Annotated in this window: 22 protein-coding genes; 14 read left to right on the forward strand and 8 right to left on the reverse strand. The window is 69.3% G+C overall.

Annotated elements, in window-relative coordinates; all coding sequences use genetic code 11:
* Window positions 1-4 precede the first annotated feature (4 nt).
* From HL658_RS27725 to HL658_RS27755, 7 genes are all read left to right on the forward strand, one after another.
* A complete protein-coding gene (locus tag HL658_RS27725) occupies window positions 5-1111 on the forward strand; it encodes an ABC transporter ATP-binding protein (protein ID WP_180285702.1) in 1107 nt (368 codons plus the stop codon).
* Between the two features lie 29 nt (window positions 1112-1140).
* Entirely contained in the window at window positions 1141-2187 is a 1047-nt protein-coding gene (locus HL658_RS27730) for an ABC transporter substrate-binding protein (RefSeq protein ID WP_180285701.1), read from the forward strand.
* Window positions 2172-3440, forward strand: a complete 1269-nt coding sequence (locus tag HL658_RS27735; RefSeq protein WP_343055373.1) for an ABC transporter permease — start codon at window positions 2172-2174, stop codon at window positions 3438-3440. Before HL658_RS27730 ends, HL658_RS27735 begins: the two co-directional genes overlap by 16 nt.
* A complete protein-coding gene (locus HL658_RS27740; RefSeq protein ID WP_180285699.1) occupies window positions 3437-4264 on the forward strand; it encodes an ABC transporter permease in 828 nt (275 codons plus the stop codon). The genes HL658_RS27735 and HL658_RS27740 overlap by 4 nt, the downstream gene beginning before the upstream one ends.
* Before the next feature lie 111 nt (window positions 4265-4375).
* A complete protein-coding gene (locus tag HL658_RS27745) occupies window positions 4376-5581 on the forward strand; it encodes an acyl-CoA dehydrogenase (RefSeq protein ID WP_180285698.1) in 1206 nt (401 codons plus the stop codon).
* Window positions 5582-5586: 5 nt separating this feature from the next.
* The gene (locus tag HL658_RS27750) at window positions 5587-6810 is read left to right on the forward strand and encodes a CoA transferase (RefSeq protein WP_180285697.1); all 1224 of its coding nucleotides are present in this window, start codon (window positions 5587-5589) and stop codon (window positions 6808-6810) included.
* Window positions 6807-8219: an MFS transporter gene (locus HL658_RS27755; RefSeq protein WP_211109865.1), complete on the forward strand. Its 1413-nt coding sequence runs from the start codon at window positions 6807-6809 to the stop codon at window positions 8217-8219. The genes HL658_RS27750 and HL658_RS27755 overlap by 4 nt, the downstream gene beginning before the upstream one ends.
* A gap of 58 nt (window positions 8220-8277) precedes the next feature.
* On the opposite strand, the gene HL658_RS27760 is transcribed toward HL658_RS27755, so the two are convergent.
* Window positions 8278-8502, reverse strand: coding sequence for a hypothetical protein (locus tag HL658_RS27760; protein WP_180285696.1), 225 nt, complete (start codon window positions 8500-8502; stop codon window positions 8278-8280).
* A 143-nt stretch (window positions 8503-8645) separates the two neighbouring features.
* Entirely contained in the window at window positions 8646-9509 is an 864-nt protein-coding gene (locus HL658_RS27765) for a LysR substrate-binding domain-containing protein (protein ID WP_211109866.1), read from the reverse strand.
* 107 nt (window positions 9510-9616) lie between these two features.
* Here HL658_RS27765 and HL658_RS27770 point away from each other — a divergent pair, with 107 nt between their 5' ends.
* Window positions 9617-10516, forward strand: coding sequence for a DMT family transporter (locus HL658_RS27770; RefSeq protein ID WP_180285694.1), 900 nt, complete (start codon window positions 9617-9619; stop codon window positions 10514-10516).
* A gap of 64 nt (window positions 10517-10580) precedes the next feature.
* A complete protein-coding gene (locus tag HL658_RS27775) occupies window positions 10581-11033 on the forward strand; it encodes a hydrogenase maturation protease (protein ID WP_180285693.1) in 453 nt (150 codons plus the stop codon).
* Here HL658_RS27775 and HL658_RS27780 read toward each other — a convergent pair.
* Window positions 11014-11943 carry an NAD-dependent epimerase/dehydratase family protein gene (locus HL658_RS27780; RefSeq protein ID WP_180285692.1) on the reverse strand — a complete coding sequence of 310 codons (930 nt, stop codon included), beginning with the start codon at window positions 11941-11943 and terminating at the stop codon, window positions 11014-11016. The two genes, HL658_RS27775 and HL658_RS27780, sit on opposite strands and share 20 nt — an antisense overlap.
* A 382-nt stretch (window positions 11944-12325) precedes the next feature.
* Between HL658_RS27780 and HL658_RS27785 the strand changes: the two genes are divergently transcribed.
* Complete coding sequence (locus tag HL658_RS27785) at window positions 12326-12559, forward strand: hypothetical protein (protein ID WP_180285691.1); 234 nt, start codon at window positions 12326-12328, stop codon at window positions 12557-12559.
* A 49-nt stretch (window positions 12560-12608) separates the two neighbouring features.
* Here HL658_RS27785 and HL658_RS27790 read toward each other — a convergent pair whose 3' ends face one another.
* Window positions 12609-13448, reverse strand: a complete 840-nt coding sequence (locus HL658_RS27790) for a substrate-binding periplasmic protein (RefSeq protein ID WP_180285690.1) — start codon at window positions 13446-13448, stop codon at window positions 12609-12611.
* A gap of 414 nt (window positions 13449-13862) precedes the next feature.
* On the opposite strand from HL658_RS27790, the gene lptF reads away from it, so the two are divergent.
* From lptF to HL658_RS27805, 3 genes are all read left to right on the forward strand, one after another.
* A complete protein-coding gene (lptF, locus tag HL658_RS27795) occupies window positions 13863-14981 on the forward strand; it encodes an LPS export ABC transporter permease LptF (protein ID WP_180285689.1) in 1119 nt (372 codons plus the stop codon).
* Window positions 14982-14994: 13 nt separating this feature from the next.
* Window positions 14995-15999, forward strand: coding sequence for a glycosyltransferase family 9 protein (locus HL658_RS27800; RefSeq protein WP_180285688.1), 1005 nt, complete (start codon window positions 14995-14997; stop codon window positions 15997-15999).
* Window positions 16000-16084: 85 nt separating this feature from the next.
* A complete protein-coding gene (locus tag HL658_RS27805) occupies window positions 16085-16567 on the forward strand; it encodes a flagellar biosynthesis regulator FlaF (protein ID WP_180285687.1) in 483 nt (160 codons plus the stop codon).
* Window positions 16568-16635: 68 nt separating this feature from the next.
* Here HL658_RS27805 and HL658_RS27810 read toward each other — a convergent pair whose 3' ends face one another.
* From HL658_RS27810 to HL658_RS27825, 4 genes are all read right to left on the reverse strand, one after another.
* Complete coding sequence (locus HL658_RS27810) at window positions 16636-18705, reverse strand: flagellin (RefSeq protein ID WP_180285686.1); 2070 nt, start codon at window positions 18703-18705, stop codon at window positions 16636-16638.
* Window positions 18702-20111 (reverse strand): flagellar hook-associated protein FlgK, encoded by a 1410-nt coding sequence (flgK, locus tag HL658_RS27815; RefSeq protein WP_180285685.1) that lies wholly within the window; start codon window positions 20109-20111, stop codon window positions 18702-18704. The genes HL658_RS27810 and flgK overlap by 4 nt, the downstream gene beginning before the upstream one ends.
* Before the next feature lie 74 nt (window positions 20112-20185).
* Window positions 20186-22927, reverse strand: coding sequence for a flagellar hook-basal body complex protein (locus HL658_RS27820; RefSeq protein ID WP_180285684.1), 2742 nt, complete (start codon window positions 22925-22927; stop codon window positions 20186-20188).
* A 139-nt stretch (window positions 22928-23066) separates the two neighbouring features.
* Window positions 23067-24509: a tetratricopeptide repeat protein gene (locus tag HL658_RS27825; protein WP_180285683.1), complete on the reverse strand. Its 1443-nt coding sequence runs from the start codon at window positions 24507-24509 to the stop codon at window positions 23067-23069.
* A 64-nt stretch (window positions 24510-24573) separates the two neighbouring features.
* Between HL658_RS27825 and HL658_RS27830 the strand changes: the two genes are divergently transcribed.
* Window positions 24574-24906, forward strand: a complete 333-nt coding sequence (locus HL658_RS27830; protein WP_180285682.1) for a DUF1491 family protein — start codon at window positions 24574-24576, stop codon at window positions 24904-24906.
* Window positions 24907-24942: the final 36 nt, after the last annotated feature.

Here is a 24942-nt window from a genome sequence, read left to right on the forward strand (position 1 = left end):
GGGCATGGCGGTCGGTGACGGGACGGCAGCGTTGGTGCGCTTCATCGGGGTCCAGAAGACCTACGATGGCACTCATCTGGTTGTGAAGAACCTGGACCTCGACATTCGCCGCGGCGAATTCCTGACACTCCTCGGACCCAGCGGGTCGGGCAAGACGACGACCCTGATGATGCTGGCCGGCTTCGAAGTGCCGACAGCCGGTCAGATCGTGCTGGACGGCCGCTCCATCAACACGCTGCCGCCGCACCGCCGCAACATCGGCATGGTCTTCCAGAACTACGCGCTGTTCCCGCACATGACGGTGGCGGAGAACGTCGCCTTCCCGCTCGGCGTGCGCAAGGTGCCGAAGGCGGAGATCGCGGATCGCGTGGCGAATGCGCTGGCCATGGTGCAGCTCGACCAGCTCGGCAACCGCCGGCCGGGGCAGCTGTCCGGCGGCCAGCAGCAGCGGGTGGCGCTCGCCCGCGCGCTGGTCTTCAACCCGCAGCTCGTGCTGATGGACGAGCCGCTGGGCGCGCTCGACAAGCGCCTCCGCGAGCACATGCAGCTCGAGATCAAGCACATCCACGAGACGACCGGCATCACCGTGGTCTACGTCACCCATGACCAGGGGGAGGCGCTGACCATGTCCGACCGCATCGCCGTGTTCAACGACGGCATCATCCAGCAGATCGACCGTCCCGACGCTCTGTACGAGAGCCCGGCCAACCGCTTCGTCGCCAACTTCATCGGCGAGAACAACACGCTGGACGGCACGGTGGAGGCGGTGGAGCGGGGTCTCTGCCGCGTGCGTCTCGCCGCCGGCGGGGCGGTCACCGCGCAGGCCGTACGCGTCGAGACGGTGGGTGCGCGAACGGTGCTGTCCGTGCGTCCGGAGCGCGTGTCGATCCTCACCGGAGCCGATGCGGACGACGGAACCCTCAACCGGCTCCCCGCCACGGTGCGGGAGACGATCTACCTCGGCGACCACGCGCTGGCGGTGCTGGCGGTGCCCGGCAACGAGGAGTTCATGGTGAAGCTGCCGGCCGGCGCCCAGGCCGGCCTGGATCCCGGACGGGCGGTCGCCGTCGCCTTCCGTCCGGAGGATTGCCGGGCGCTCGACCCGGCCTGACGGAACGACAACGAAGAAGGATCAGGGACATGACCACGAACAGGATGGCGTTCGGACTGGCGGCGACACTGGTGGCCGGCGTGGTGTGGGCGGCGCCCGCCGCCGCGCGCGACCTCACGGTGGTGTCGTGGGGCGGTGCGTACCAGGACGTGCAGAAGAAGGTCTATTTCGAGCCGTTCAAGGCCACCGGCACCCCGATGAACGACGAGTCGTGGGATGGTGGCATCGGCGTGCTGCGCGCCAAGGTGCAGGGCGGCGCCTCCACCTGGGACGTGGTGCAGGTGGAGAGCGAGGAGCTGGCGCTGGGCTGCGAGGAGGGCCTGTTCGAGCAGCTCGCCTACGCCCGCATCGGCGGTGAGCAGCAGTACATCGCGGAGGCGGTCAACCCCTGCGGCGTCGGCGCGATCATCTACAATTTCGTGCTCGGCTACGACAAGGACAAGCTGAAGACGGCGCCCAAGGGCTGGGCCGACTTCTTCGACACCAAGACCTATCCGGGCAAGCGCGCGCTGCGCCAGGGGCCGAAGACCACGCTGGAAATCGCGCTGATCGGCGACGGCGTGGCGCCCAAGGACGTCTACAAGGTGCTGGCGACCGAGGCGGGCGTGGAGCGCGCCTTCAAGAAGCTCGACAGCATCAAGAACGATCTGGTCTGGTGGAAGGCCGGCGCCCAGCCGCCGCAGCTCCTCGCTTCGGGCGAGGTCGCCATGACCTCCGTCTACAACGGCCGCATCGACGCCGCCAACAAGACCGACAAGAAGAACTTCGGCATGGTGTGGAACGGCTCGCTGTTCACCATCGACAGCTGGGTGATCCTGAAGGGCAGCCCGAACGCCGAGGCCGCCTACAAGTTCCTCAACTTCGTCGGCAAGCCGGAGAACCAGGCGAAGCTGTCGCAGGGCATCGCCTACGGCACCTCCAGCAAGAAGGCGGCGGAGCTGGTGCCGGCCAAGGTGCTGGCGGATCTGCCGACGGCGCCGGACAACATGAAGAACGCCATCGAGATCAGCACCACCTTCTGGCTTGAGAACATCGACCGCCTGACCGAGCGCTTCAACAAGTGGGCGGCGAAGTGACGGCGCTGCCCGTTGCCGCCGGCCCCGCCGGACCTTCGCTGAAGGTCCGGCTGCGGCGGGCGGAGCGGGCGCGGCAGTGGCGGGCCTTCGCCCTGGTCGGCCCGCTGCTGCTGTTCCTGGCCTTCACCTTCCTGATTCCGCTGGCCGGCATGCTCTGGCGCAGCGTCGATGACTGGGAGGTTCCGCAGGTGCTCCCGCGCACCGCCGCCGCCATCGGCGGCTGGGACGGGGCCGGGCTGCCGGCGGAGCCGGTCTACGCGGCGCTGGCGGAGGACCTGATGCAGGCCTACCGCGAGCGCAGCACGGCGGTGGCCGCCAAGCGGCTGAACTACGCGCAGCAGGGCTTCCGGACGCTGCTGATGTCCACCGCCCGGCAGCTCAAGGCCATGCCGCCGGACGGCGGTGCGCGCGACGCGCTGGCCGCCATCGACCCGGCCTGGACGGAGCGTTCGACCTGGGCCGCCATCCGCGGCGCCCGCGGTCCCGCCACCGACTTCTACCTGCTGGCGGCGCTCGACCTGAGGCGCGATCTGGACGGGGCCGTCGTGTCCGCCCCGGAGGACCAGTCGATCTACCGAGACGTCTTCCTGCGCACCTTCACCATCGGTGCCGGGGTGACGGCGCTGTGCCTGATCCTGGGCTTTCCGGTCGCCTATCTGCTGGCGAACCTGCCGGCGCGGCAGTCCAACCTGCTGATGATCTTCGTCCTGCTGTCCTTCTGGACCTCGTTGCTGGTGCGCACCTGCGCCTGGATCGTGCTGTTGCAGAGCAACGGCATCGTCAACGACGCGCTGCGCTGGGTGGGGCTGATCGACGAGCCGCTGCGGATGATCTACAACCGCGTCGGCGTGTATGTGGCGATGACGCATGTGCTCATGCCCTTCATGATCCTGCCGCTCTACAGCGTGATGAAGGGGATTCCGCCGGCCTACATGCGGGCCGCCGCCAGCCTGGGCGCGCCGCCGGCCGTGGCCTTCGTCCGGGTGTATCTGCCGCAGACGCTGCCGGGCATCGCGGCGGGCAGCCTGCTCGTGTTCATCCTGGGCATCGGCTACTACATCACGCCGGCGCTGGTCGGCGGGGCCGGCGACCAGATGATCAGCTCGCTGATCGCCTTCTACACCACGGACACGGTGAACTGGGGCCTCGCCTCGGCCCTGGGGGCGGTCCTGCTGGTGGCGACCAGTGTGCTGGGCGTGGTCTATGGCCGGCTGGTGCAGGCCGGTGCCACCAGCGGGGGGCTCAAGTCATGAGCAACCACGCGCCCCGCACCACCGGCCAGCGTTTCGCCTGGGGCGCCACCGTGGTGGTGTCGGCGCTGGTCTTCGCCTTCCTGGTGGCGCCGATCCTGGCGATCGTGCCGCTGTCCTTCAGCTCTGGCTCCTTCCTCACCTACCCGCTGCCGGGCTTCTCCTTGCGCTGGTATCAGGATTTCCTGCAGTCCGACCGCTGGATGCTGTCGGTGAAGAACAGCTTCATCATCGGCATCGCCTCCACCCTGCTGGCGATGCTTCTCGGCACCCTGGCGGCCCTGGGGCTGTCCACCTGGAAGAGCCGCTGGAAGGCGGTGGTGCTGGCGGTGGTGCTGTCGCCCATGGTGGTGCCGGTGGTGATCACCGGTGTCGGCCTCTACTTCTTCTTCGCGCCGCTCGGGCTGACCGGCAATTATTGGGGGCTGATCCTGGCGCACACTGCGTTGGCGACGCCCTTCGTGGTGGTGACCGTCTCCGCCACGCTCCAGGGCTTCGACATGAACCTCGTGCGCGCCGCCGCTTCGCTCGGCGCGTCGCCGGTGGTGGCGTTCCGCCGGGTGACGCTGCCGCTGATCCTGCCGGGCATGGCGTCCGGCGGCCTGTTCGCCTTCGCCACCTCCTTCGACGAGGTGGTGACCGTGCTGTTCCTGGCCGGGCCCGAGCAACGCACCCTGCCGCGCGAGATGTTCGCCGGCATCCGCGAGAACATCAGCCCCACCATCACCGCCGTGGCGGTGATCCTGACGGCGCTGTCCATCATCCTGCTCGTGGTGATGGAGGCGCTGCGGCGGCGGACGGAGCGGCTGCGCGGAAACGCTCCGTAGAGCTGCGCCGGAGCCTGTTCCAGGTCGGCTCCGGCTTCTGTATGCTGCGCGTCTTTCCGGGTACCCGTGGTTCGGCGCCCGGTCCGAGAGAGAATGGATGGAGCGTTGGAGATGGCAGCGAAGACCGGAGCCGCGTCGGCGAAGCTCGGCACCTTCACCTGGGAGGACCCGTTCCTGCTCGACGAGCAGCTTACGGACGAGGAGCGCATGGTGCGCGACAGCGCCCGCGACTACTGCCAGGAGAAGCTGCTTCCCCGTGTGCTGGAGGCCAACCGGCACGAGATTTTCCACCGCGAGATCATGAACGAGATGGGGGAGCTGGGCTTCCTCGGCGCGACCATCGACGGCTATGGCTGCGCGGGCGTGAACTACGTCAGCTACGGCCTGATTGCGCGCGAGGTCGAGCGTGTCGACAGTGGCTACCGCTCCGCCATGTCGGTGCAGTCCTCGCTGGTCATGCACCCCATCTACGCCTACGGCACCGAGGCGACGCGCGAGCGCTACCTGCCGAAGCTGGCGACCGGCGAATGGGTGGGCTGCTTCGGCCTGACCGAGCCGGACGCCGGTTCCGACCCGTCCAGCATGAAGACCCGCGCCCGCAAGGTGGACGGCGGCTATCTGCTGTCGGGCGCCAAGCAGTGGATCACCAATTCCCCCATCGCCGACGTGTTCGTGGTGTGGGCCAAGGACGACGCCGGGGACATCCGCGGCTTCGTGCTGGAAAAGGGCATGAAGGGCCTGACCGCCCCGAAGATCGAGGGCAAGTTCAGCTTGCGCGCCTCGATCACCGGCGGCATCGCCATGGACGAGGTCTTCGTACCGGAAGAGAACCGCTTCCCGGAGATCAAGGGCCTGCCCGGCCCCTTCGGCTGCCTGAACCGGGCGCGCTACGGCATCGCCTGGGGTGCCTTGGGTGCTGCGGAGTTCTGCTTCCACGCCGCCCGGCAATACACGCTGGACCGCAAGATGTTCGGCCGTCCGCTCGCCGCCACCCAGCTCATGCAGAAGAAGATGGCGGACATGGAGACGGAGATCGCCATCGGCCTGCAATCCTGCCTGCGCGTCGGCCACCTGATGGACGAAGGCAAGGCGGCCCCCGAGGCCATCTCCCTGATCAAGCGCAACTCCTGCGGCAAGGCGCTGGACATCGCGCGGGTCGCCCGCGACATGCATGGCGGCAACGGCATAGCCGACGAGTATCACGTCATCCGCCACGTGATGAACCTGGAGGCGGTGAACACCTACGAGGGCACGCACGACATCCACGCGCTGATCCTCGGCCGCGCCATCACCGGCCTCCAGGCCTTCACGGGCTGACCATCGTGGCCGGACCCCTGTCGCACGTGCGCGTGCTGGAACTCAGCCGCGTGCTCGCCGGCCCCTGGGCCGCCCAGACCCTGGCCGACCTCGGCGCCGAGGTGATCAAGGTCGAGCGGCCGGGGGCGGGGGACGACACCCGAGCCTGGGGGCCGCCCTGGGCTGGCGATCCGAATGCCGGTGAGCCGCGGGAAAGCGCCTATTTCCTGTCCGCCAACCGCGGCAAGCGCTCCGTCACCATCGATTTCGAGCGGCCGGAGGGGCAGGCGCTCGTCCGCCGGTTGGCCGCCGAAAGCGATGTGGTGATCGAGAACTTCAAGGTCGGCGGGCTGGTCAAATACGGGCTCGACTACGACAGCCTGAAGGCGGTGAACCCGCGGCTGGTCTACTGCTCCATCACCGGCTTCGGGCAGACCGGGCCGTACCGGTCGCGCGCCGGCTACGACTTCATGATCCAGGGGCTGGGCGGGCTGATGAGCATCACCGGCCAGCCGGACGGGGAGCCGGGCGGCGGCCCGGTCAAGGTCGGCGTGGCGGTGACGGACATCTTCACCGGCCTGTACGCCACCATCGGCGTGCTGGGGGCGCTGGCCCACCGCGACCGCACCGGCGAGGGGCAGTGGGTGGATCTGGCGCTGCTCGACGTGCAGGTGGCGGTGCTGGCCAACCAGGCGATGAACCACCTCGTGTCCGGCATGCCGCCGGTGCGCATGGGCAACGCGCACCCGAACATCGTGCCCTACCAGGCCTTCGCCACGGCGGACGGGCACATCATCCTGGCGGTCGGCAACGACGGCCAGTTCGCCAAGTTCTGCGCCGTCGCCGGACAGCCGGAACTGGCGGCCGACCCCCGCTACGCCACCAACCCGGAGCGGGTGCGCCACCGCGCCGAACTGGTGCCGCGGCTTCAGGAGATCATCAAGGCCCGGCCGAGCCGCGACTGGCTTGTGGGGCTGGAGGCGGTGGGCGTGCCCTGCGGCCCGATCAACGACCTCGCCGCCGTGTTCGAGGATCCGCAGGTGATCGCCCGCGGGCTGCGCCGCGACCTGCCGCACCCGACCGCGGGGACCGTGCCCACGGTCGCCAGCCCGATCCGCTACAGCGGCACGCCCATCGCGCACGAGACGGCACCCCCGACGCTGGGCCAGCACACCGACGAAGTGCTGGGCGGGTTGCTGGGGCTGGACGCCGACACCCTGGCTTCCCTCAAGGCCGCCGGCGTCCTGTGAGCGCCCCACCCGCGAGTGGCCGGCCGGAGGGCTGGGGCGCCCTGCTCGGCGGGCGCAACGGAGCGCGCGCCGTGATTCTGGCCGGCGGCGTGGCGCTGCACGCCGTCAACGTGTTCATCGTCACCACCATCCTGCCGTCGGTCGTCGCCGACATCGGCGGGCTGGACCTCTACGCCTGGAACACGACGCTGTTCGTGGTGGCGTCCATCGTCGGAGCGGCGCTGTGCGCCCGGCTTCTGCACGGGGTCGGACCGCGCGGCGCCTACGCCGTCGCGGCGCTGCTGTTCGCGGCCGGAACCACCGTCTGCGCGGCGGCGCCTGCCATGCCGGTGATGCTGATGGGGCGGCTGGCGCAGGGGCTGGGCGGCGGATTCCTGTTCGGCCTGTCCTACGCGATGATCCGCATCGTCTTCGCGGAGCCGCTGTGGCCGCGCGCCATCGCGTTGACCTCCGCCATGTGGGGTGTCGCGACGCTGATCGGCCCGGCCGTCGGCGGCGTGTTCGCCGAGATGGGGGCGTGGCGGGCCGCCTTCTGGTCGATGGTGCCGGTGACGCTGGCCTTCGCGGTGCTGGCGTTCCTGATGCTGCCGGCCGGCAGCAAAGGGGAGGGCGGGCGCCGGGCGCCGCCGCTGGCGCAGCTCGCCCTGCTGACGCTGGCGGTGCTGGCCCTCTCCGTCGGCAGCCTGCGGCCGGACCCGCTGTGGAACGCCGGCGGGGTGGCGGTCGCGGGGCTTCTGATCGCCGCTCTGGTGGTCATCGACGGGCGGCTGGGCAGCCGTCTGCTGCCGACCGGATCCTACCGGCCGACGACCCGGCTGGGCCGGCTGTTCGGCAGCATGTGCCTGTTGTCGGTCGCCGTCACCTCGACGGAGACCTTCGTGCCGCTGTTCCTCCAGGTGCTGCACGGCCGGTCGCCGTTGGTGGCCGGCTATCTGGCGGCGCTGATGGCGGTGGGCTGGACCGGCGGCTCCATCGCCAGCTCCGGCCTGCACGGCGGCGCCGAGCGGCCGGTGCTGCTGCTGGGGCCGGTGGTGTCGCTGGCCGGCATGCTGGTGCTGGCCGCGCTGATTCCCGGCTCCGGCGGGCCGGCGGCGCTGGCGGCGATCTGCGTGGCGCTGACCGCGGTCGGGGCCGGGGTGGGCATGGGCTGGCCGCACCTGCTCACCGGGGTGCTGCGGGCAGCGCCGGCGGGGGAAACGGATCTGACCTCCGCGGCGATCACCACGGTGCAGCTCGTGGCGACGGCGCTGGGTGCGGCTCTGGCGGGGATGGTGGTCAACATGGCCGGGCTGACGGAGCCGGGCGGGATCGGGGGGACCGCGTCGGCGGCCCTGTGGCTGTTCCTGGTCTTCGCGGCGGCGCCGGTTCTGGCGCTGCTTGCGGCCCGCCGCCTGACGCAGGGCGGCTGATGCGGGGCGGGTAACGCCGGGCCGGCGCATTCGGCGCTGGCCCGGTTCCCGATCACGCTCAGGCGGAGAAGTGCCCGGCGCGGCGCAGGTCAACGACCCGGCAGCCGGTCATCACCTCCTGCACGATGGTCTGCACACCGGCACCGTCCCGGTCCCAGCTCAGCCCGCCTTCGTGGACGAGGCGGCGGGCGATCCCGTCCGCGGTGTGGCGGGCCTTCTCCTCGAGGATTTCAGCGGTGCGCCATGCGATTCTTGCGGTGCGCGGGCCCTCGGCGATGGTCATCGTTCGGCACTCCCGTTGTTTCTGGTCCAACCAAATGTCTCTTTCTTGCCCTTTCCGCGAGTTTTTCGCAACTGCAACATAACGTCACAGGTGGGACACAGGTTCCCACCGTCGGCTTTGCCATTCGTCGTGCACCGTGGCGATCAGCCCCACACCGGTTTCGGGAGCGACTCGATCAGCGTGGTGGCGACCAGCTCGACAGCGTCGTTGCGCATCCCCTCGCCCAGCAGCAGGGCCAGTTCCGTCTCCGGCAAGGGCGGCAAACCGTCGTTTTCGCCCAGAATGCAACCATCCTTGGGCAGGGCGCTGCGCGCCAGAACGCTGACCCCCAGCCCGCCGGAGACGGCCGCCTGGATGCCGGCGAGGTTGGGGCTGCAGTAGGCCACCCGCCAGGCGCGGCCCGCCTTCTCCAGCTCGTGGATGGCGCGGTTGCGGTACAGGCAGCCCTGCGGGAAGACGACCAGCGGGATCGGGTCCTGGAAATGCACCGCCTCTTCCTCCGGGCCCACCCAGCACAGCGGTTCGCGCCACGTCATGCGGGCGCCGGTCCGGCCCGGCTCCTGCTTCACCAGGGCGATGTCCAGCTCCCCCGTCTCCAGATCGGCGCGCAGCCGCACCGACAGGTCGCAGCGCACGTCCAGCCGGATCGCCCGGTTGCGCCGTGCGAAGGCGGACAGCACCCGCGGCAGCCGCTCCACCGCGTAATCCTCCGGCACGCCGAGCCGCACCACCTCCGCCACCGGACGGCCGGCGAGGATCGAGCGCGCCTCGTCGTTCAGCGCCAGCATGCGCCGGGCGTAGCCCAGAAGCCGCTCCCCGTCGTCGGTCAGCATGATGGAGCGGCTGTTGCGGTCGAGCAGGACCAGGCCCAGATCGTCCTCCAGCCGCCGCACTTGTTGGCTGACGGTGGACTGGGTGCGGTGCACGCGCTCGCCGGCGCGGGTGAAGCCGCCCGCCTCCACCACCGACACGAAGGTCCGCAGCAGGCCCAGGTCCATCTCGCGCATCGTCGATCCATCCATTCCGTGAATGGAAAGCATTATAGCATTCCATTTCCCAATGGTCAGCGCCCCGCGTAGCCTGATCCCCACGAACATCGGCGGGAGGCTTTCCCATGGCGCACATCGACGCGATCCCCCGGCCGGCGGCGGCCCCATCCTCGGCCCCGCTCGGCCTCGTCGTCCCCTTCTGCCTGACCTGGAGTTCCGCCTTCGCGGTGGGGAAGCTGGGGCTGGCGGATTGCCCGCCGCTGCTGCTGCTTGCCATACGCTTCCTGCTGGCCGGCGTGATCCTGGTGGCGGTGGCGGCGGCCATGGGGCAGCTCCGCGGTCTGTCGGCGCGCGGCTGGGCGGTGCTGGCGGGGTTGGGCGTGCTCAACCACGCGCTTTACCTGGGGCTCAGCTTCAGCGGGATGACGCTGGTGTCGTCGGGGCTGACGGCCATCGTGGTCAGCAGCACGCCGGTGCTGGTAGCCGCCGTGGCGAGCGTGGCGCTGAACGAGCCGATGACGGCGCGCAAGGCGCTGGGCCTGACGCTTGGGGTGGTCGGCGTCGCCATCGTGGTGCGCGGGCGGCTGGGCACCGGGGCCGACGACCCGGCCGGAATCGGGCTGGTGCTGGGTGCGCTCGCGTCGCTGACGGCCGGGACGCTGCTGTTCAAGCGCTACGCCCCGAAGACCGGCCTGGCGGCTGGCGGCGGAATCCAGGTGCTGGCCGGCGGGCTGGCGCTGGTGCCGGCCAGCCTGCTGGTGGAGGGCGCGCCGGCGATCCGCCCGACCGCGGAGTTCGCCCTGTCGCTCGCCTACCTCGTGCTCGTGGTGTCGATCGGCGCGCACCTGCTGTGGTTCCGCATCCTGCAGCGGACCACGGCGACGGAGGCCAGCGCCTATCACTTCCTGATGCCGCCGCTGGGCCTGCTGTTCGGCTGGATGATCCTGGGAGAGGCGGTGCAGGTCTGGGACCTTCTGGGCATCATTCCCGTCGCGGCCGGCATCCGGCTGGTGACGCGGCCATAGGTGGTGCCCCCGCCGCCGATCCATGCTTCATTGCCACCTCGCAGGATGCCACGGGAGAAGATCGATGCGGCGGGTGCTCGTTCTGGGGATCGGCAACCGGTTCCGGTCGGACGATGGGGTGGGACCGGCAGTGGTGGACCGGCTCCGCGCGCTGGGCATCCCGGCGGAGGAGCGGAGCGGAGAGGGGGCGGAGCTGATCGATGCGTGGCAGGGCCACGACACGGTGATCGTGGTGGACGCCTGCCGGTCGGATGCGGCCCCCGGCACCGTGCTGCGCATCGACGCGGCGGCGGAGCCGCTGCCGGCCGGGCTCTTCCATTACTCCAGCCACCTGTTCGGGCTGGCGGAGGCGGTGGAGACCGCGCGTGCGCTCGGCCGGCTGCCGCGGCGGTTGATCGTCTTCGGCATCGAGGGCGCCGCCTTCGGCTTCGGCGACAGCCTGTCCCCCGCGGTCGAAACCGCGGCGGGGGAGGTGGTGCGGCGCGTGGCGGCGGAGGTCAGGGCATCCGGCCCGTGAGGGTGGCGCTCAACCCGTCCAGCAGCCCGACCCGGCAGGTCATGCCGAAAGCGGCGCGCGCCTTGGCCGGATCGCCGATGGACACGCGGATGTCGCCGGCCCGCGCCGGCTGGTGGTGGCGCGGCACGCGGCGGCGCGACAGCTCCTCCAGCACGTCGAGCAGCATCAGCAGCGAGGTCGGCCGTCCCGTGCACAGGTTGTAGACCGCCGCCGCCGGCGCCGGCCGCTCCATCGCGGCGGTGAGGAACCGCACCACATCGCCGACGAAGACGAAGTCACGCACCTGCTCGCCATCGCCGTGGATGTCCACCGGGCACCCGTCGAGCAGCCGGCGGGCGAAGATGGAGATGACACCGGAGTAGGGGGAATGCGGGTCCTGCCGCGGCCCATAGACGTTGAAGAAACGGAAACCGGTGGTGCGCACTCCGTGGATCTGCCACGCGACGCGGGCGTGCATCTCGCAGCCGAGCTTGTCGACGCCATAGGCCGACAGGGGTCGGAGCTCCGAATCCTCGCCCAGCGGCACCGACGGGCTGTCGCCATAGACCGCCGCTGAGGAGGCGTAGACCACCGGCACGGGCCCGCCGTCACGCGCGGTGCGCGCCGCGTCGAACACCACAACCGCCCCCGTCTGGTTGGTGCGGTGGGTCGCCGTCCACTGCTCCTTGGATTTCTGCACCGACGCCACCGCGGCGAGGTGGAAGATCCCATCGACCCCCCGCGCTGCGTCCTGCACCGCCTCGGGGTCGGCCACGTCACCGACGATCAGGCGCGCCGCCTTCGGGCGGTTGGCGATGCGGCCGGTGGACAGGTCGTCGAGGATGGTGACCCGATGCCCGTCCGCGAGCAGCCGGTCGGTGAGGTGCGAGCCGATGAAGCCGCAGCCGCCGGTGACCAGGTAATGCGCCATGGAGCCGTCCCCCTCCGGTTGAGCACCGGCGCAGTCTCGGCGATGCACGATGCGCCGTGCAGCCCGGCATCGGAGTTAGCCGGCGGCGCGGCTGTCCTTGTCCGCCCGCACCGGCGGTCGGCCGGGCGGGATGCCCCGGTGGCGACGTCCGTGCCTGCGGGATGGATTCGGCCGTCCGGACGGGCATCATCCGTCCGCGACAGCGGTGGGAATCGCTGCGTTGCGGAAAATGTCGTTTCCGGACAGGCGGCTCCACCGGTCCCACAGGCTTATGCACCAGCTTATCCACGCTTCTGTGGATAAATCGCGTCAAGCCCGTTCCGACGGGCTCCGGAGCAGGGCGGTGTTGCCCCGCCCGGCCATTTTTCATAAACTCCGCGCCATGGACGAGACCAGACGAACCGGCAGCCGTGACGACCTTCCCATCCGTTCCGACGGTGCGGGGGCGCGGACTCCCGCGGTCGGCGCCACGGGGTTGCGCGGGCGGGCGGACCCGGCGGCCGGGCACCGGCAGCGGATGCCCACCTTGCGGCAATTGGCCGCCCTGGTCGTCAACGGCATGCTCACCCTGCCGCGCAACTACCGGCGCGGCATGTTCCTCGACCTGATCGTCTGACGATCGGACATCGGGCGCCGTGCACCGGCGGCCCGATACCCGGCCCGTCTCACTTCGCCTTGGCGACGCAGGCGGCTTCCATCGGCGCGATGGGAACCGACAGGAAGCGGGCGCGGATCGTGGTGAAGCTGCAATCGGCGATCATCGACTTCAGCGCGGCGTCCATCTTCTCCAGCAACGCGGTGTCGCCCTTCGGCACCGCCCAGCTGCTGCCGCGCTCGGCCTCGGGCACGCTCGGATCGCCGGTCCACACGGTGAAGTTGGCGAGCTGCCAGTCCTTGCCGTCCGGCGTGTCGATCAGCGAGCTGGTCCAGTTCAGGTTCGCACCGAACACCATGTCCAGCCGCCCATTCAGCAAATCCAGCTTCATCTGGTCGGGGTTGGTGTAGAGCGCCGGCTGCAGGTGCGGGTAGGTGGTGGCGACATATTTCGCCTGCGGGGTGCCGCTCTGCACGCCGACGCGGGCGTCCTTCAGTCCGCCCTTGCCGAAATCGTAGCTCTTGCCCTTCTTGTACACGAAGGCGTCGTGGTTGAAGATGATGGGGATGGTGAAGTTCATCCGCGCCTTGCGCTCCGGCAGCGGGGTGAGCTGGGAGCCGAGCGCCCCGATCTTGCCCTGCAGCAGCGACGGGATCAGCGCCTGGAAGTCCATCACCGCGAACTCGCACTCCACGCCCATGCGCTTGCACGCCTCGCGCATCAGCTCCGGCTCGATGCCGGTCAGCGCGCCCGACGGTTCCACCATGCTGAAGGGCGGATAGGTCCCCTCGTTGCCGACGATCAGCTTTTCCGCGGCGGCGGCCGGCGTGATGGCGGTCCCCATGGTCACGGCGGCCGTGGTGAAGGCCGCCAGGGCGATCCCGGCCAGACCCGTTGCTGTGATCCTCATTCTCCCGTTCCCCTGCCTTGCGTAGCGGCGGGCGCCACCCGAGGCGCCGCTTCGTCCCAAGGTCATAGAATGCGCGTCAAGTTGTCAAACAATGTAGAATGATCAAAAAATTGGCATGGACGCACAAGTTATTGCCATGTCCTTTGTCTTGAAGCGTTCGGATTGCCCTTTGTTTGATCGTTGTCTCGCATCAAAGGGTGGTTTGAAAGATTCATAACTTGCAGGCTGCGGCATTCCGGGTTTGTGCGGTGCGGTTCCGACGTCGGGAGCATATTTTAGGAGAGTTTTTCAGAAGAAATGCAATTATTGCCAGATCCTGGTGTCGGATCCCGACTCAGGACCGCATGGCCCTTGACCGCCGGCTGTGGGATGATCAGCTTGCGGCTCGCACCCTGTCCGGGATTCCGCCGCGTGATGAACCGACTGCAACGCTACCTGTTCCGCTCGCTCGCCGTCGCGACGCTCTACTCCACGGCGGGCCTGACGCTCACCATCTGGCTCAGCCAGTCGCTCAAGCTGATCGAGCTGGTGGTGGAGGCGGGGGCGCCGCTGCGGCTGTTCCTGTGGCTGCTGCTGCTGACCGTGCCGACCTTCCTGGGCATCGTGCTGCCCATCGCGCTGGTGGGCGCCATCCTGTTCACCTACAACAAGCTGACCATGGACAGCGAGCTGGTGGTGATGCGCGCCGCCGGTGTCGGTCCCGCGGCGCTGGCGAAGCCGGCGGTGCTGCTGGCCGGCATCGTCATGGTGGCGGTCTACGCGCTCAACCTCTACATCACGCCGGCGGCGCACCAGGAGCTGGTGCGCATGGAGTATTCGGTGCGCCAGGACTACACCCAGCTCTTCCTGCGCGAGGGGGTGTTCAACGAGATCGGCGACCGCATGTCGGTCTATGTGCGCGAGCGTGACGCGGAGGGCAATCTGCGCGGCGTGATGATCCACGACGCACGGGTGCCGGAAAGGCCGATCACCATCATGGGCGACCGGGCGGTCATGATCAGTGGCGGGGCGGGCGCCCGCTTCGTGGTGTTCGACGGCAACCGGCAGGAGATGGACCGCGCCACCGGCCGCCTTTCCCAGCTTCTGTTCGAGCGCTACGCCGTGGATTTGAAGGTGCTGACCGACAAGGCGCAGGAGCGTTTCCCCGACGCCCGCGAGCGCTCGACGGCCGATCTGCTGAACCCGCCCACCGACGTGGTGGAGGACAAGCGGATGGCGCACCAGCTCGTCGCCGAGTTGCACCACCGCCTGTCGTCGCCGCTGCTGGCGCTCAGCTTCGCGCTGATCGGGCTGGCCTGCCTCCTGTCGGGCGAATTCAACCGGCGCGGCCAGGCGCAGCGGATCACCGCGGCCGTGCTGCTGGTGATCATGGTGCAGGCGGCATCGCTCGGCTTCACCAGCCTGTCGAGCAAGGTGATCGCCTTCGTTCCCCTGATGTACGCGGTCCCGCTGTTGGCGCTGGTGCCGGCGCTGTGGGTGCTGGCGCGCGGGCTGCGCACGACGGCACCGCGCGTTCCGGCCGCGGCGCGCTGACGGGCTGGGCGCCGTGCGCATCCTCTTCATCACGTCGAACCGGCTGGGGGACGCGGTGCTCTCCACCGGGCTGCTCGCCCATCTGGTGGAGCGGCACCGGGACGCGCGCGTCACCGTGGCCTGCGGCCCGCTGCCGGCTCCCCTGTTCCGGGCCGTGCCCGGTCTGGAGCGCCTGATCCCGTTGCCCAAGCGTCGGTATGCGCGCCACTGGGTCGGACTGTGGGCGGCCTGTACCGGCACCCGCTGGGATCTGGTGGTCGATCTGCGCAACTCCGCGGTCAGCCGGCTGCTGTGGACGCGCCGTCTGGCGGTGCACAGCCGGCCGGTGCCGGGGTTGCACAAGGTCGAGGAGCTCGCCCGCGTGCTCGGGCTGGCGGTGCCGCCCGCGCCACGGCTGTGGCTGGACGAGGCCGCGCGGGCAGCCGCGGTGCGCCTGCTGCCCACCGGGCCGGAGCCGCTGCTGGCCATCGGCCCGACCGCCAATTGGCTGGGCAAGGAGTGGCCGGCGGATCGATTCGCAGCGCTCGCCGGACGTCTGACCGCCGCCGGTGCGCCGCTGGCCGGGGCGGGCGTGGCGGTGCTCGCCGCCGGAGCCGAGCGCGACCGTGCCGCACCGCTTCTGGCCGCGCTGGGTCCGCGCGCCATCGATCTCGGCGGCCGCACCGACCCGCTGGAGGCCGCCGCCTGCCTGGAGCGCGCAGCGCTGTTCGTCGGCAACGACAGCGGCCTGATGCACATCGCCGCCGCCGTCGGCACGCCGACGCTGGGCCTGTTCGGCCCCGGCTATCCGGAGACCTACGGTCCCTGGGGACCGCGTGCCCGCGCGGTCACCGGGACGGTGCCGCGGGTGGAACTGCTGGCTCGGCTGAAGCGCGATCCGCGCGCGTCGGATCTGATGGACGGCATCGCCGTGGACCACGTGGAGGCCGCTGCGCGCGCGCTGCTGGGCGCAACGCTACCTCGTGACCAATCTCGGGCGGACGAAGCTCCGGTTGCCGGAGCCGGTGCCCCGCGTTGACAAAGCCGGCTCGATCCCCCACAATTCGTGGTATCCGTCCCGGTGTGTCGAGTGCTCGGACGGATGTCTCGATCGAGGGTTCCGAATGAAGCCGACACCGAAATACGCGAGCCGCCCGACCTCCGACGATCCACGCGACGTCGAAGCCTGGGCGCTGGCCGAAGCGGCGCGGCGCCTGATCGACGCCAGTCGCGATCCCGGCAATCCCGACGCGCTCCAGGCGGCGCTCCAGCTCAACCAGCGGCTCTGGACCATCTTCCAAGCTTCGATCACCGAGGACGACTGTGTGCTCCCGCCGGAACTGCGCACCAACATCGCCGCGCTGTCCCTGCTGGTGGACCGCGAGACGATGGCGCGGCTGGCCGATCTCGACGCGACCAAGCTCGATACCCTCATCAGCATCAACCGCAACGTGTCGGGTGGGCTGGGCGTGAAGCTCGACGGCGCTCCCACCGCGGCGCCTGTCGCACCGCAGCCCGTGGTCCAGGCCGTGCCGCAGCCGCCGCGTCCCGCCGTGAGCGGGGAGGCGCCGCAGCCGCCGCGGGAATCCCTGCGCATCTCCATCTGACCGCAGGCCACGAACGACGACGGGCGCCCCGGAATGCCGGGGCGCCCGTCGTCGTTCGTGGCCTGCGGTCAGGCGATGTAGTTCAGCAGCGACAGCTTCTGCGTCTGGCCGATGACGGTGTAGGCCGCCTCCTGCGCGTTCATGGCGGTGCGCAGGCGGGCGGAGACCTCGGTCTCGTCGATGCCTTCGATCTTGGCGATGCGCTCGACCACGTTGTTGTTGGCCTCCTTGTGCATCGTCTTTTTTTGCTCCAGCGTCGACAGGTCCGACGCGACCTTGGCGTGCACGGAGCGCAGCTCGTCCTTGGCCTGCGACATCAGCTCGAGCGAGCGGGTGACGTAGGTGTCGTAGTCGCCGGGGTTGGCGGCGGCGGCGCGCGCCATGCGGAAGGCACTGACCAGTGTTTGGAAAGCGGGATCGGTGCTGACCACGCCGTAGGTGATGCTGAGCCCGTCGTCGGCCGTGACCTTCGCCTTGTCCCAGGCCTTCACGTTCTCGTTCCAGCCGCCGTAGTCGGTGTCGTAGAAGGGCAGGTTGGGCTGGCCCACATAGGGCACGTCGGACACCATGTCGGCCATCGGCGGCAGGTCGGCGACGGTCACCGTGTTCGCCAGCGTGCCGTTGGTGACCTTCATCGCCGTGCTGAACACCGACGTCCGCGTCGGGTTGCCGTTGGCGTCCACATGGGTCGCCGGCAGCGGATTGTCGCTGGTGAGGACGATGCTCGGGCCGGATCCCAGCGCGTCGAGCGTCACCGGCGGGGCCGGGCTGAGGGCGGCGAACTGCTGGCGCAGCCGGTCGGCGACGTTGCTGACGGAGGTCACGGCACCCGACTGGAAGTCCGCCGCCGTCACCGTGTAGCTGACCTTGTATTCCTGGTAGGGGGGCAGGTCCTCCGGAACGTCGGGATATTCGCTATAGTACTTCCGGTTGTAGATGTCTTCCGGATCGCCGACGGCGACCGTCATCTCGAAGGTGTCGCCGATGTCCACGCCGGCGCCGTTCAGCGTGACCTGATCCACCTGCTGCAGCAGCAGGGTCGGCGCGGTCGTGGTGGTCGGGTCGTCGGTGCTGTTGTCGACGATGGTGCGGTTGTCCACGCGCGCCGACACGGTGAAGGACTGTTTCGGATCCTGCGAGATCAGGTTGATCACGCCGTTGTCCGTGGTCACGGTGACCGGCAGGGCGGGGGAGGCGGCGTTGATGGTGCTGGTCAGCTGGGTGGCGATGGCGGAGATGTTGTAGGGGCCGCCGGCCGGAACGGTGTAGCTGAACACCTGGTTGTTGACCGTCACCTCGTAATAGTCGCCCTCGTCGGCGATCGCGCCGTTGAGGGTCACCGCGCTGTGCTGGCGCTGCGACAGCAGATCGTCCACCGGCTCAGTCCCATAGCGCGATCCGGCGAACAGGAAGCGGTCGCCGAAGCGCTCGTTCAGGTACTGGCGGATGTCGCGCATGGCGCCTTCCACCCGGTCCAGCGTCTGCGTGGCCTGCGGGAAGTCCACGGTGAAGGTGCTGCTGGAGGCCGAGGCCAGCGATTCGATGTTCAGGTTGACCACCGCACCGTTGCCCGGCCCGCCGGACATGGTGAAGTTGTACCCCTTGCCGTCGTCGGGCGGCACCGTGCGCAGGTTGATGGTGCGGGTGGTGCGCCCGCCCAGCCCGTCGGTCACGGTGATGTCGTAGCTGCCGTTGCCGGCGGTCTGCGACGGGATGGCGGTGACCGTGAAGCGGGAGTTCTGCTTGAAGGTGGAAGTGTCGGCGTTGACCGTCACCTTCATTCCGTCGGGGTTGGCGTTGTGGACGGCGGTGATGCTGGGCGGACCCGGCTGGAAGGGCAGCAGGTTGTTGGTCTGCCAGTCCGAGGCGATCTTCTCCAGCGCGTTCAAGGTGGTGTCCGTGGCCTTCAGCCGCGGCATTGCGGTGTCGATGCCCTGGATGTAGTTCTCGCGCTTCACCAGCTCGGACCGCAGGTCGAGGAGCTGCTGCGTGTCGGCGCCGAAGGCCCGCAGGTCCGTGGATTTCTTGCCCGTCGTCAGCTGGCGGGTCAGGTCGTCCACGTTGGTCTGCGTGTTCGTCAGGGTGCGCACCGTGCCCATGTAGCGGGCGTAGGTGCCGATCTGCGAGATCGTGCTCATTTGACGATCGCCTCCAGCGTGTCATACATCGTGGTAGCCACTTGCATGACCCGTGCCGAAGCCGCGTAGCTGGTCTGGAGCTGCTGGAGAAGGGCGATCTCCTCGTCGATGTTGACGCCGGTGGTGTTGTGGAACCGCTCGGTGAGCAGGTCGCGCGAGGCCTTGGTGGTGTCGGCGTTGTCCTGCGCGGTCTTGCCGATGGTCATCCAGTTGCCGGTGATGGCCGAGGCGGCGCCGACGTAGGAGGTATCCGTGGCGGTCAGGCCGTCGGCGGTCAGCGTGCGGCCGACCTTGTTCATCGCCACCACCATCTCGCCGATGGCGGCGTTCTTGACGGATTTGGAGTTGTCGAGCAGAGAGGGGTGCACGGCGAGCGTGAAGCGGTCGGTGCCGATGAAGAAATGCTCCGGCAGCTCGCCGTCCTTGGTCGGGCCCGCGTTGTCGTAGGCATCGGCGAAGCTGGTCGGCTCGCCCGGCTTGGTCTTGGCCACGAACATGTTGGCGTAGGCATCGAGCTGCGAGCGCAGCTTGCGGATGACCTCGGCCGACGGGTCGCTGCTGACCGGCTTCGGCGGATCCATGACGGAGCCATCGCGCCTCATGTCGAACAGGGCGCCGATCTTGCCGGTCTTCAGATGGTCGGTGACCGACTGGACTTTATTGCCGTCCGACAGGTTGATATTGCCGCCGTCGAAGGAAAATTGTGCCGCCTGGGCATCGACCAGGGCGAGGCCGGACTGGGTGAAGAGCGCCACCCGCCCGTCGGGGCGCTCGACCGTGCGCACGCCCACATATTCGTTGATCTGGCGGATCAGCTGGTCGCGCTTGTCGGCCACCTCGTTGGCGGCGGCACCCTGGGTCTGCAGCGAGACGATGTCGCGGTTGATCCGGTCGACCTGCGTCAGCAGCTGGTTCACCTCGTTGACGGAGGTCTCCAGGTTCCGGCCCATCTCGCGGTTCAGGTCCTCCACCCCCTGCGAGACGCGCTGGATCTCGCGGGCGAAGGTGTCGGCCGCCTGCACGAACTGGTAGGAGGCGACCTCGCTCTCGGGCGAGGTTTCCAGCGTCTTCAACGCGTTGGAGAAGTCGGCGGCGTAGCTGTTCAGCGTCGGGTTGCCGGACGACGTTCCCATCAGGTCGCCGAGCTTCTGCATGTAGTTGCTGCGCGTCTGCATGCCGCTGTCGCGGGCGGTCAGGTCCTGCACCTGGGCCTGCAGCGCGCTGTCGGTCTCCCGCCGGTACTGGGCGGTGACGACGAAGCCGCTGTAGTCGATCGTCTGCGACAGCGTGTGCCGCGAGCGCGTCGGGTCGTCGGAGCGGGCGATGTTGTCCGAGACCACCTTCACGTTGGCCTGGACGGTGCGCAACCCCGCGGTCGCGCTGTTCAAGGCGCCGAAGATCGACATGGTCAGGGACCTTTCCTGGGGGGGATGCGGGGCGCTTCAGGCAGCGCCCCGTCCTGTCATCGGCCGGGCGGCGGCTAGCGCTTCAGGCCCAGCACTTCCTGAAGCATTTCGTCGGAGGTCGTGACGATCTTGGTGTTGGCGGAATAGGTCCGCTGCGTCACGATCAGCTTGGTGAACTCGTCGGCGATATCGACGTTGGAGCCTTCCACCGTGTTGGAGATCACCTGGCCCGAGCCGTTCTGGCCAGCGTCGTTGAAGTTCGGCTTGCCCGCTTCCGCGGTCTCAAGGAACACGCCGCCGGCGTCGCGCTGCAGCGCGTTGGGGTTGTTGAAGGTGACCACCGGCACGCGGGCTACCGTCTTGCTGCGACCGTTGTCGTAGTTCACCAGCACCTCGCCGTTCTCGCCGAACACCACGTCCTTGAACTGGCCGCGGGGCACGCCGTCCTGCACGAACTGCAAGACGTTGATCTCGCTGCCGGCGTACTGCGTCACGCCGCCCGGCCGCTGGAACTGGCCGAGGTTCAGCGTGATCTGCTGCTCGCCGAAGCCGTAGTTCACCGTGAAGGTGATGGTCGCTTCCGAGCCTTCGTTCTGGTTGGCCGCGGTGATCGCCGTGCCGGTGCCGGCAAAGGCGGTGGAGATGCGGGTCAGCGTGCCGACCGTCTCCGGCGTGGTGCCGAAGGTCAGCCCGATGTGCGCCGGCGTCTCGCCGACCACGGCGGTCTGCTGAACCGAGAACTGCTGGGCCGTGGCGTTGGAGATGTTGGAGGTTACATCGCCAGCGACGGTAACGCCGCTGATCACGAGGCCATTCGTGCCGGAGACCGCGGCCGAGTAGGTGGCCGGGATCGTGCCATCCGCTGCCGCCGCGTTGATCGCGGACGCGAAGTAGGCCATCACTTCGGCCGGAGTGTCATACTGCTCATAGTTGCCGGCTGTGACCGGGAGCTCGAAGGGTTCGCCGGCCACCTCAATTCTGTAGGTGTCGCCCACATCGATCTGGGTCGAACCACCAAGCGTCACCGTAGCGGTCGGCACTGTTGTCACGGTATCGAAGGTGTTGGTGACCGCGGGCGTCGATGCGGTCTTGGCGGTGAGTTGGATGACGCCGCCGGACGAGCTGGCCGTGACCGGCAGCGAGGTGTTGGAGTTGATGGAGTTGGCCAGCGCGGCGGTGATCTCCGCCATGGTCATCTCGCTGCCGGTGGTGGTGTAGGTGACCGGTGTGCCGTTGACCTGCAGCGTGTAGATGGCGCCCACGTCGCCGGGCGTTCCGGTCAGCGTCACTGTTTGCTGCTGCCGCACGCCGGCCACGTTCGTCTGCGTGGTTGAGACGGTCAGCGTGTTGTTGCCCGCCGCCACGTTGTCAACCGAGATCTCCGGATTCAGCGTCTGCGGCAGCACGGCTGCCGGGAAGCTGGCGCCGGCCGCATCCATCTGGAAGGTGATGACACTGCCGGTGGAGGAGGCCGTGGCCAGCGTGGTCATCTGGTTGAACTTGTTGGCCAGCGCCTCGGTGACGCCGGACATGTTCACGAAGCTGGCGTAGTTGGCGGCGGTAACGGTGACGCTGGCGGTGATCTTGCCCTCCGTGCCGCCGGTGTCCACCGTCACGCTGAACACGTCGCCGATGTCGATCTGGGTCTGTGGGAAGCTGTAGCGCCAGGATTCGCCGGTGGAGGTGGTTGCCGCCGTCTGGGTGCCGGTCGACACCGTGTTGTTGGTGGCCGTGCCCTGGTCGACTGTCTTGGTCACGCGGAAGGGCGTACCGGCGTTGCGCGCGGTCAGCGAGATGATGGCGCCGTCCACCGTCGCGATCACCGGCGGCGACGGCGAGGCGGAGTTGATCTGGTTGGCGATCGCCCCGGCCAGGCCGGAATAGGTGCGGATCGAGGCGACGTTGTCCTTGGTGATCTTCAGCGAATAGTCGGTGCCGTCTACGTTGACCGTGTAGGTCTCGCCGATGCGCAGCCGGTCCACACCATTGTCGTTATTGCCGCCCACCGTGATCGTCGTCACCTGCGGGATCGCCGTCTGGCCGGGGATGTTCTGGCCCAGCCCGATGGCGACCGGGTTGCCGGTGAAGCTGCCGGCCACCGGCTGGGCGCTGCTGCCCGGCGCCTCGACGGTCAGGCGCCAGTCGTTGGACGACTGCTGGCGCCAGTTCAGGTTGACCGTGCGGGCGTTGCCCTGGGTGTCGAACACCTGGATGCTGGAAGTCGGGATGCGCACGCCCGGCGTCGGGTTGGCCGGCAGGTTGGCGGCGTAGTCGATGCTCTTGGTCGCCTCCGGCCGGTCGATCAGGGTGTTGACCTGGATCGGCTGGATGACGTCCTTGTTGAGCTGGTTGGTCAGCGGATCGACCGTCCACCCGTTCAGCGCGAAGCCCGCGCTGTTCACCAGATAGCGGTTCTGGTCCAGCTCGAAGTCGCCGGCACGGGTGTAGTAGACGTTGTCGGCGTTCAGCGTGCCTGTCTGCGTCTGCACCGTCTCGCCCACCTGTCCGGGGCCGTTCAGCCCGCTCGACAGTTTGGACACGCTGAAGAAGCCCGCACCCTGGATCGCGACGTTGGTCGGGCTCTGCACCTGGGTCAGGCTGCCCTGGATGTTGTTGGCGAAGATCGGCTGCGCCATCACGCCGCCCGGCGAGTGGATGCGCGAGTTGGACTGGAGCACCAGCGTCTCGAACGCCGAATTCACACGCTTGTACCCGATGGTCTGGGCGTTCGCGATGTTGTCGGAGATGTGGCCAAGGGCGCGAGCCTGCGCGTTGAGGCCTGTGACGGCGGTCGTCAGCGAACCGTAGATGCTCATGGCCGCGGTGCTCCACTCCAGAGGGCAAGATCAGTTGCCTGGGTAGAAGCAACGTGCGTGCCAAGTCGTCGAGCGGTCGGACGGGCGGTTTGCGGCAGGGGGCAGGACCCGGATTTGCCCGTCGGGGGGAATCTTTGTCCTAGCGGCCGTTGCCGCGGGTCGCTTCTTGCCGGGCGGCCATCGCCCGCAGCGCGGCGGCCACCGACTCCATCGCCGTGTCCCAGTCGCCCGGCCGGTCCTGCCGGAACAGGCGCAGCGACCGGTACCAGGGACTGTCCGTCCGGTCGAGCAGCCAGCGCCAGTCGGGCGCGTAGGGCAGCAGCAGCCAGCAGGGCCGCCCCAGCGCCCCGGCCACATGCGCGACCGCCGTGTCCACCGTGACCAGCAGGTCGAGCCCGGCGAGGATGGCCGCCGTGTCGGCGAAGTCGCGCACCCCATCGATCAGGTCGGTGACCCCCGCGGGCAGCGCGGCGCGCGCCTCCCCCGTCTGAAGGCTGAGGAAGCGTATCCCCGGCACCGACAGCAGGGGCGCCAAGCGCGACACCGGCAGCGAGCGGTTGTGGTCGTTGACGTGGCGCGGGTTCCCGGCCCACACCAGCCCGACGCGCAGGCCGGGCCCCACCGGCAGCCGCCCGCTCCAGCGCGCCACCTCGGCCGGATCGGCCCGCAGATAGGCGTCGGCCGGCGGCATGCGGTCGAGGGTGGTGCCGAAGGCCGCTGGCAGGCTCATGAGCGGGCAGTGGGTGTCATGCTCCGGCAGCGGGTCGCCATGGCGGACCACCGTCACCCCCGGCCACAGCCCGTCGAACAGGCGTGTCAGGTGCGGGTGCACCTCCAACAGGACCCGGCCACCGCGCGCCGCCACCAGCGGCGCGTAGCGGGCGAACTGGATGCTGTCGCCGAAGCCCTGCTCGGTGTGCAGCAGGATGCGGCGTCCCTCCAGGGGCGTGCCGTCCCAGCGCGGCGCGGCGAAGCGCTTCCAGCGCCACTCCAACTCCGCGAAGCCCCGCTCCAGGTCGCCCTGGACCAGCCGCGACACCGCGAGCGCCAGATGGGCCTCGGCATGGTCCGGCCGGACCCGCAGGACGGCGGCGAAGCAGGATTCCGCCTGCGGGAAATGGCGGGCGTCGCGCAGGACGGTGCCAAGATTGACCACCGTCTCCGCCCGGTCGGGGCGCAGCCGGTGGGCGCGGGTCAACCACCCATAGGCGCCGGCGTGATCGGCCAGCGTGTGCAGCACCGCCCCCAGCGAGTCGGCGGCGTCGCCCTGCGCGGGATCGAGCACCAGCGCCGCGCGCAGGATCGGCGGCGCCGCCTCCACCCGCCCGGCCAGCCGCAGGGCGCCGGCCAGATGCGCCAGCACCGCCGCCGAGCCGGGTGCCAGGAGCCGTGCCCTCGTCAGCCGGCGCACCGCCGTCGGCCCGTCGCCCGCCTGCGCCGCCACCACGCCCAGCAGGTGCAGGGCGGTGGGTTGCGCCGGATCGTCGGCGAGCAGCCGCCGGTAGGCAGCGCCCGCGGCGTCCAGCCGGCCGGCCATGTGAAGGTTGACGGCGGCGTCGAGAGGGGTCAGCTCTGTTCCCATCCGTCTTGTCTACACGCGCCGCCCCTTTCGGGCGAGCGCTGCGTTTCGGGAGTGCCGCACCATCATGGACGATCGTTTGCCCACCGGCCTCTGGGTGATGGCGCATGTCCGGGCGGCGGACACCCAGGGCATCCCGATGACCATCGCCCGCAAGGGCGATCCCAGCCGCGGGACGGTGATGGTGAAGGTCAACCGCCTCGATCGGACCTTCACGGTCCTGGTGCAGACCCGCCGCGACGAGCGGCTGGTGTGGACCCGCGGCACCGGGGCGGAGCCGGTGGACGAGCCGGCCGCGGACGCCTACATCGCCCGCCAGCTCCGCTACGACCCCGATCTGTGGGTGGTGGAGGTGGAGGACCGCCAGGGACGGCACTGGTTCGACGGACCGGTGCTGTAGCGCGACGGCGGGTTACACTCCGTTACACAGCCAATA

It is taken from the genome of Azospirillum oleiclasticum (assembly GCF_013423485.1).
Taxonomy (GTDB): domain Bacteria; phylum Pseudomonadota; class Alphaproteobacteria; order Azospirillales; family Azospirillaceae; genus Azospirillum; species Azospirillum oleiclasticum.

What these genes read in the sequence shown, in the direction of transcription:
- HL658_RS27725 (WP_180285702.1), top strand. Translation starts at nt 5, where the DNA reads ATGGCGGTCGGTGACGGGACGGCAGCGTTGGTGCGCTTCATCGGGGTC.
- HL658_RS27730 (WP_180285701.1), top strand. Translation starts at nt 1,141, where the DNA reads ATGACCACGAACAGGATGGCGTTCGGACTGGCGGCGACACTGGTGGCC.
- HL658_RS27740 (WP_180285699.1), top strand. Translation starts at nt 3,437, where the DNA reads ATGAGCAACCACGCGCCCCGCACCACCGGCCAGCGTTTCGCCTGGGGC.
- HL658_RS27745 (WP_180285698.1), top strand. Translation starts at nt 4,376, where the DNA reads ATGGCAGCGAAGACCGGAGCCGCGTCGGCGAAGCTCGGCACCTTCACC.
- HL658_RS27760 (WP_180285696.1), bottom strand. Translation starts at nt 8,502, where the DNA reads ATGACCATCGCCGAGGGCCCGCGCACCGCAAGAATCGCATGGCGCACC.
- HL658_RS27765 (WP_211109866.1), bottom strand. Translation starts at nt 9,509, where the DNA reads ATGCGCGAGATGGACCTGGGCCTGCTGCGGACCTTCGTGTCGGTGGTG.
- HL658_RS27770 (WP_180285694.1), top strand. Translation starts at nt 9,617, where the DNA reads ATGGCGCACATCGACGCGATCCCCCGGCCGGCGGCGGCCCCATCCTCG.
- HL658_RS27775 (WP_180285693.1), top strand. Translation starts at nt 10,581, where the DNA reads ATGCGGCGGGTGCTCGTTCTGGGGATCGGCAACCGGTTCCGGTCGGAC.
- HL658_RS27780 (WP_180285692.1), bottom strand. Translation starts at nt 11,943, where the DNA reads ATGGCGCATTACCTGGTCACCGGCGGCTGCGGCTTCATCGGCTCGCAC.
- HL658_RS27785 (WP_180285691.1), top strand. Translation starts at nt 12,326, where the DNA reads ATGGACGAGACCAGACGAACCGGCAGCCGTGACGACCTTCCCATCCGT.
- HL658_RS27790 (WP_180285690.1), bottom strand. Translation starts at nt 13,448, where the DNA reads ATGAGGATCACAGCAACGGGTCTGGCCGGGATCGCCCTGGCGGCCTTC.
- lptF (WP_180285689.1), top strand. Translation starts at nt 13,863, where the DNA reads ATGAACCGACTGCAACGCTACCTGTTCCGCTCGCTCGCCGTCGCGACG.
- HL658_RS27805 (WP_180285687.1), top strand. Translation starts at nt 16,085, where the DNA reads ATGAAGCCGACACCGAAATACGCGAGCCGCCCGACCTCCGACGATCCA.
- HL658_RS27810 (WP_180285686.1), bottom strand. Translation starts at nt 18,705, where the DNA reads ATGAGCACGATCTCGCAGATCGGCACCTACGCCCGCTACATGGGCACG.
- flgK (WP_180285685.1), bottom strand. Translation starts at nt 20,111, where the DNA reads ATGTCGATCTTCGGCGCCTTGAACAGCGCGACCGCGGGGTTGCGCACC.
- HL658_RS27820 (WP_180285684.1), bottom strand. Translation starts at nt 22,927, where the DNA reads ATGAGCATCTACGGTTCGCTGACGACCGCCGTCACAGGCCTCAACGCG.
- HL658_RS27825 (WP_180285683.1), bottom strand. Translation starts at nt 24,509, where the DNA reads ATGGGAACAGAGCTGACCCCTCTCGACGCCGCCGTCAACCTTCACATG.
- HL658_RS27830 (WP_180285682.1), top strand. Translation starts at nt 24,574, where the DNA reads ATGGACGATCGTTTGCCCACCGGCCTCTGGGTGATGGCGCATGTCCGG.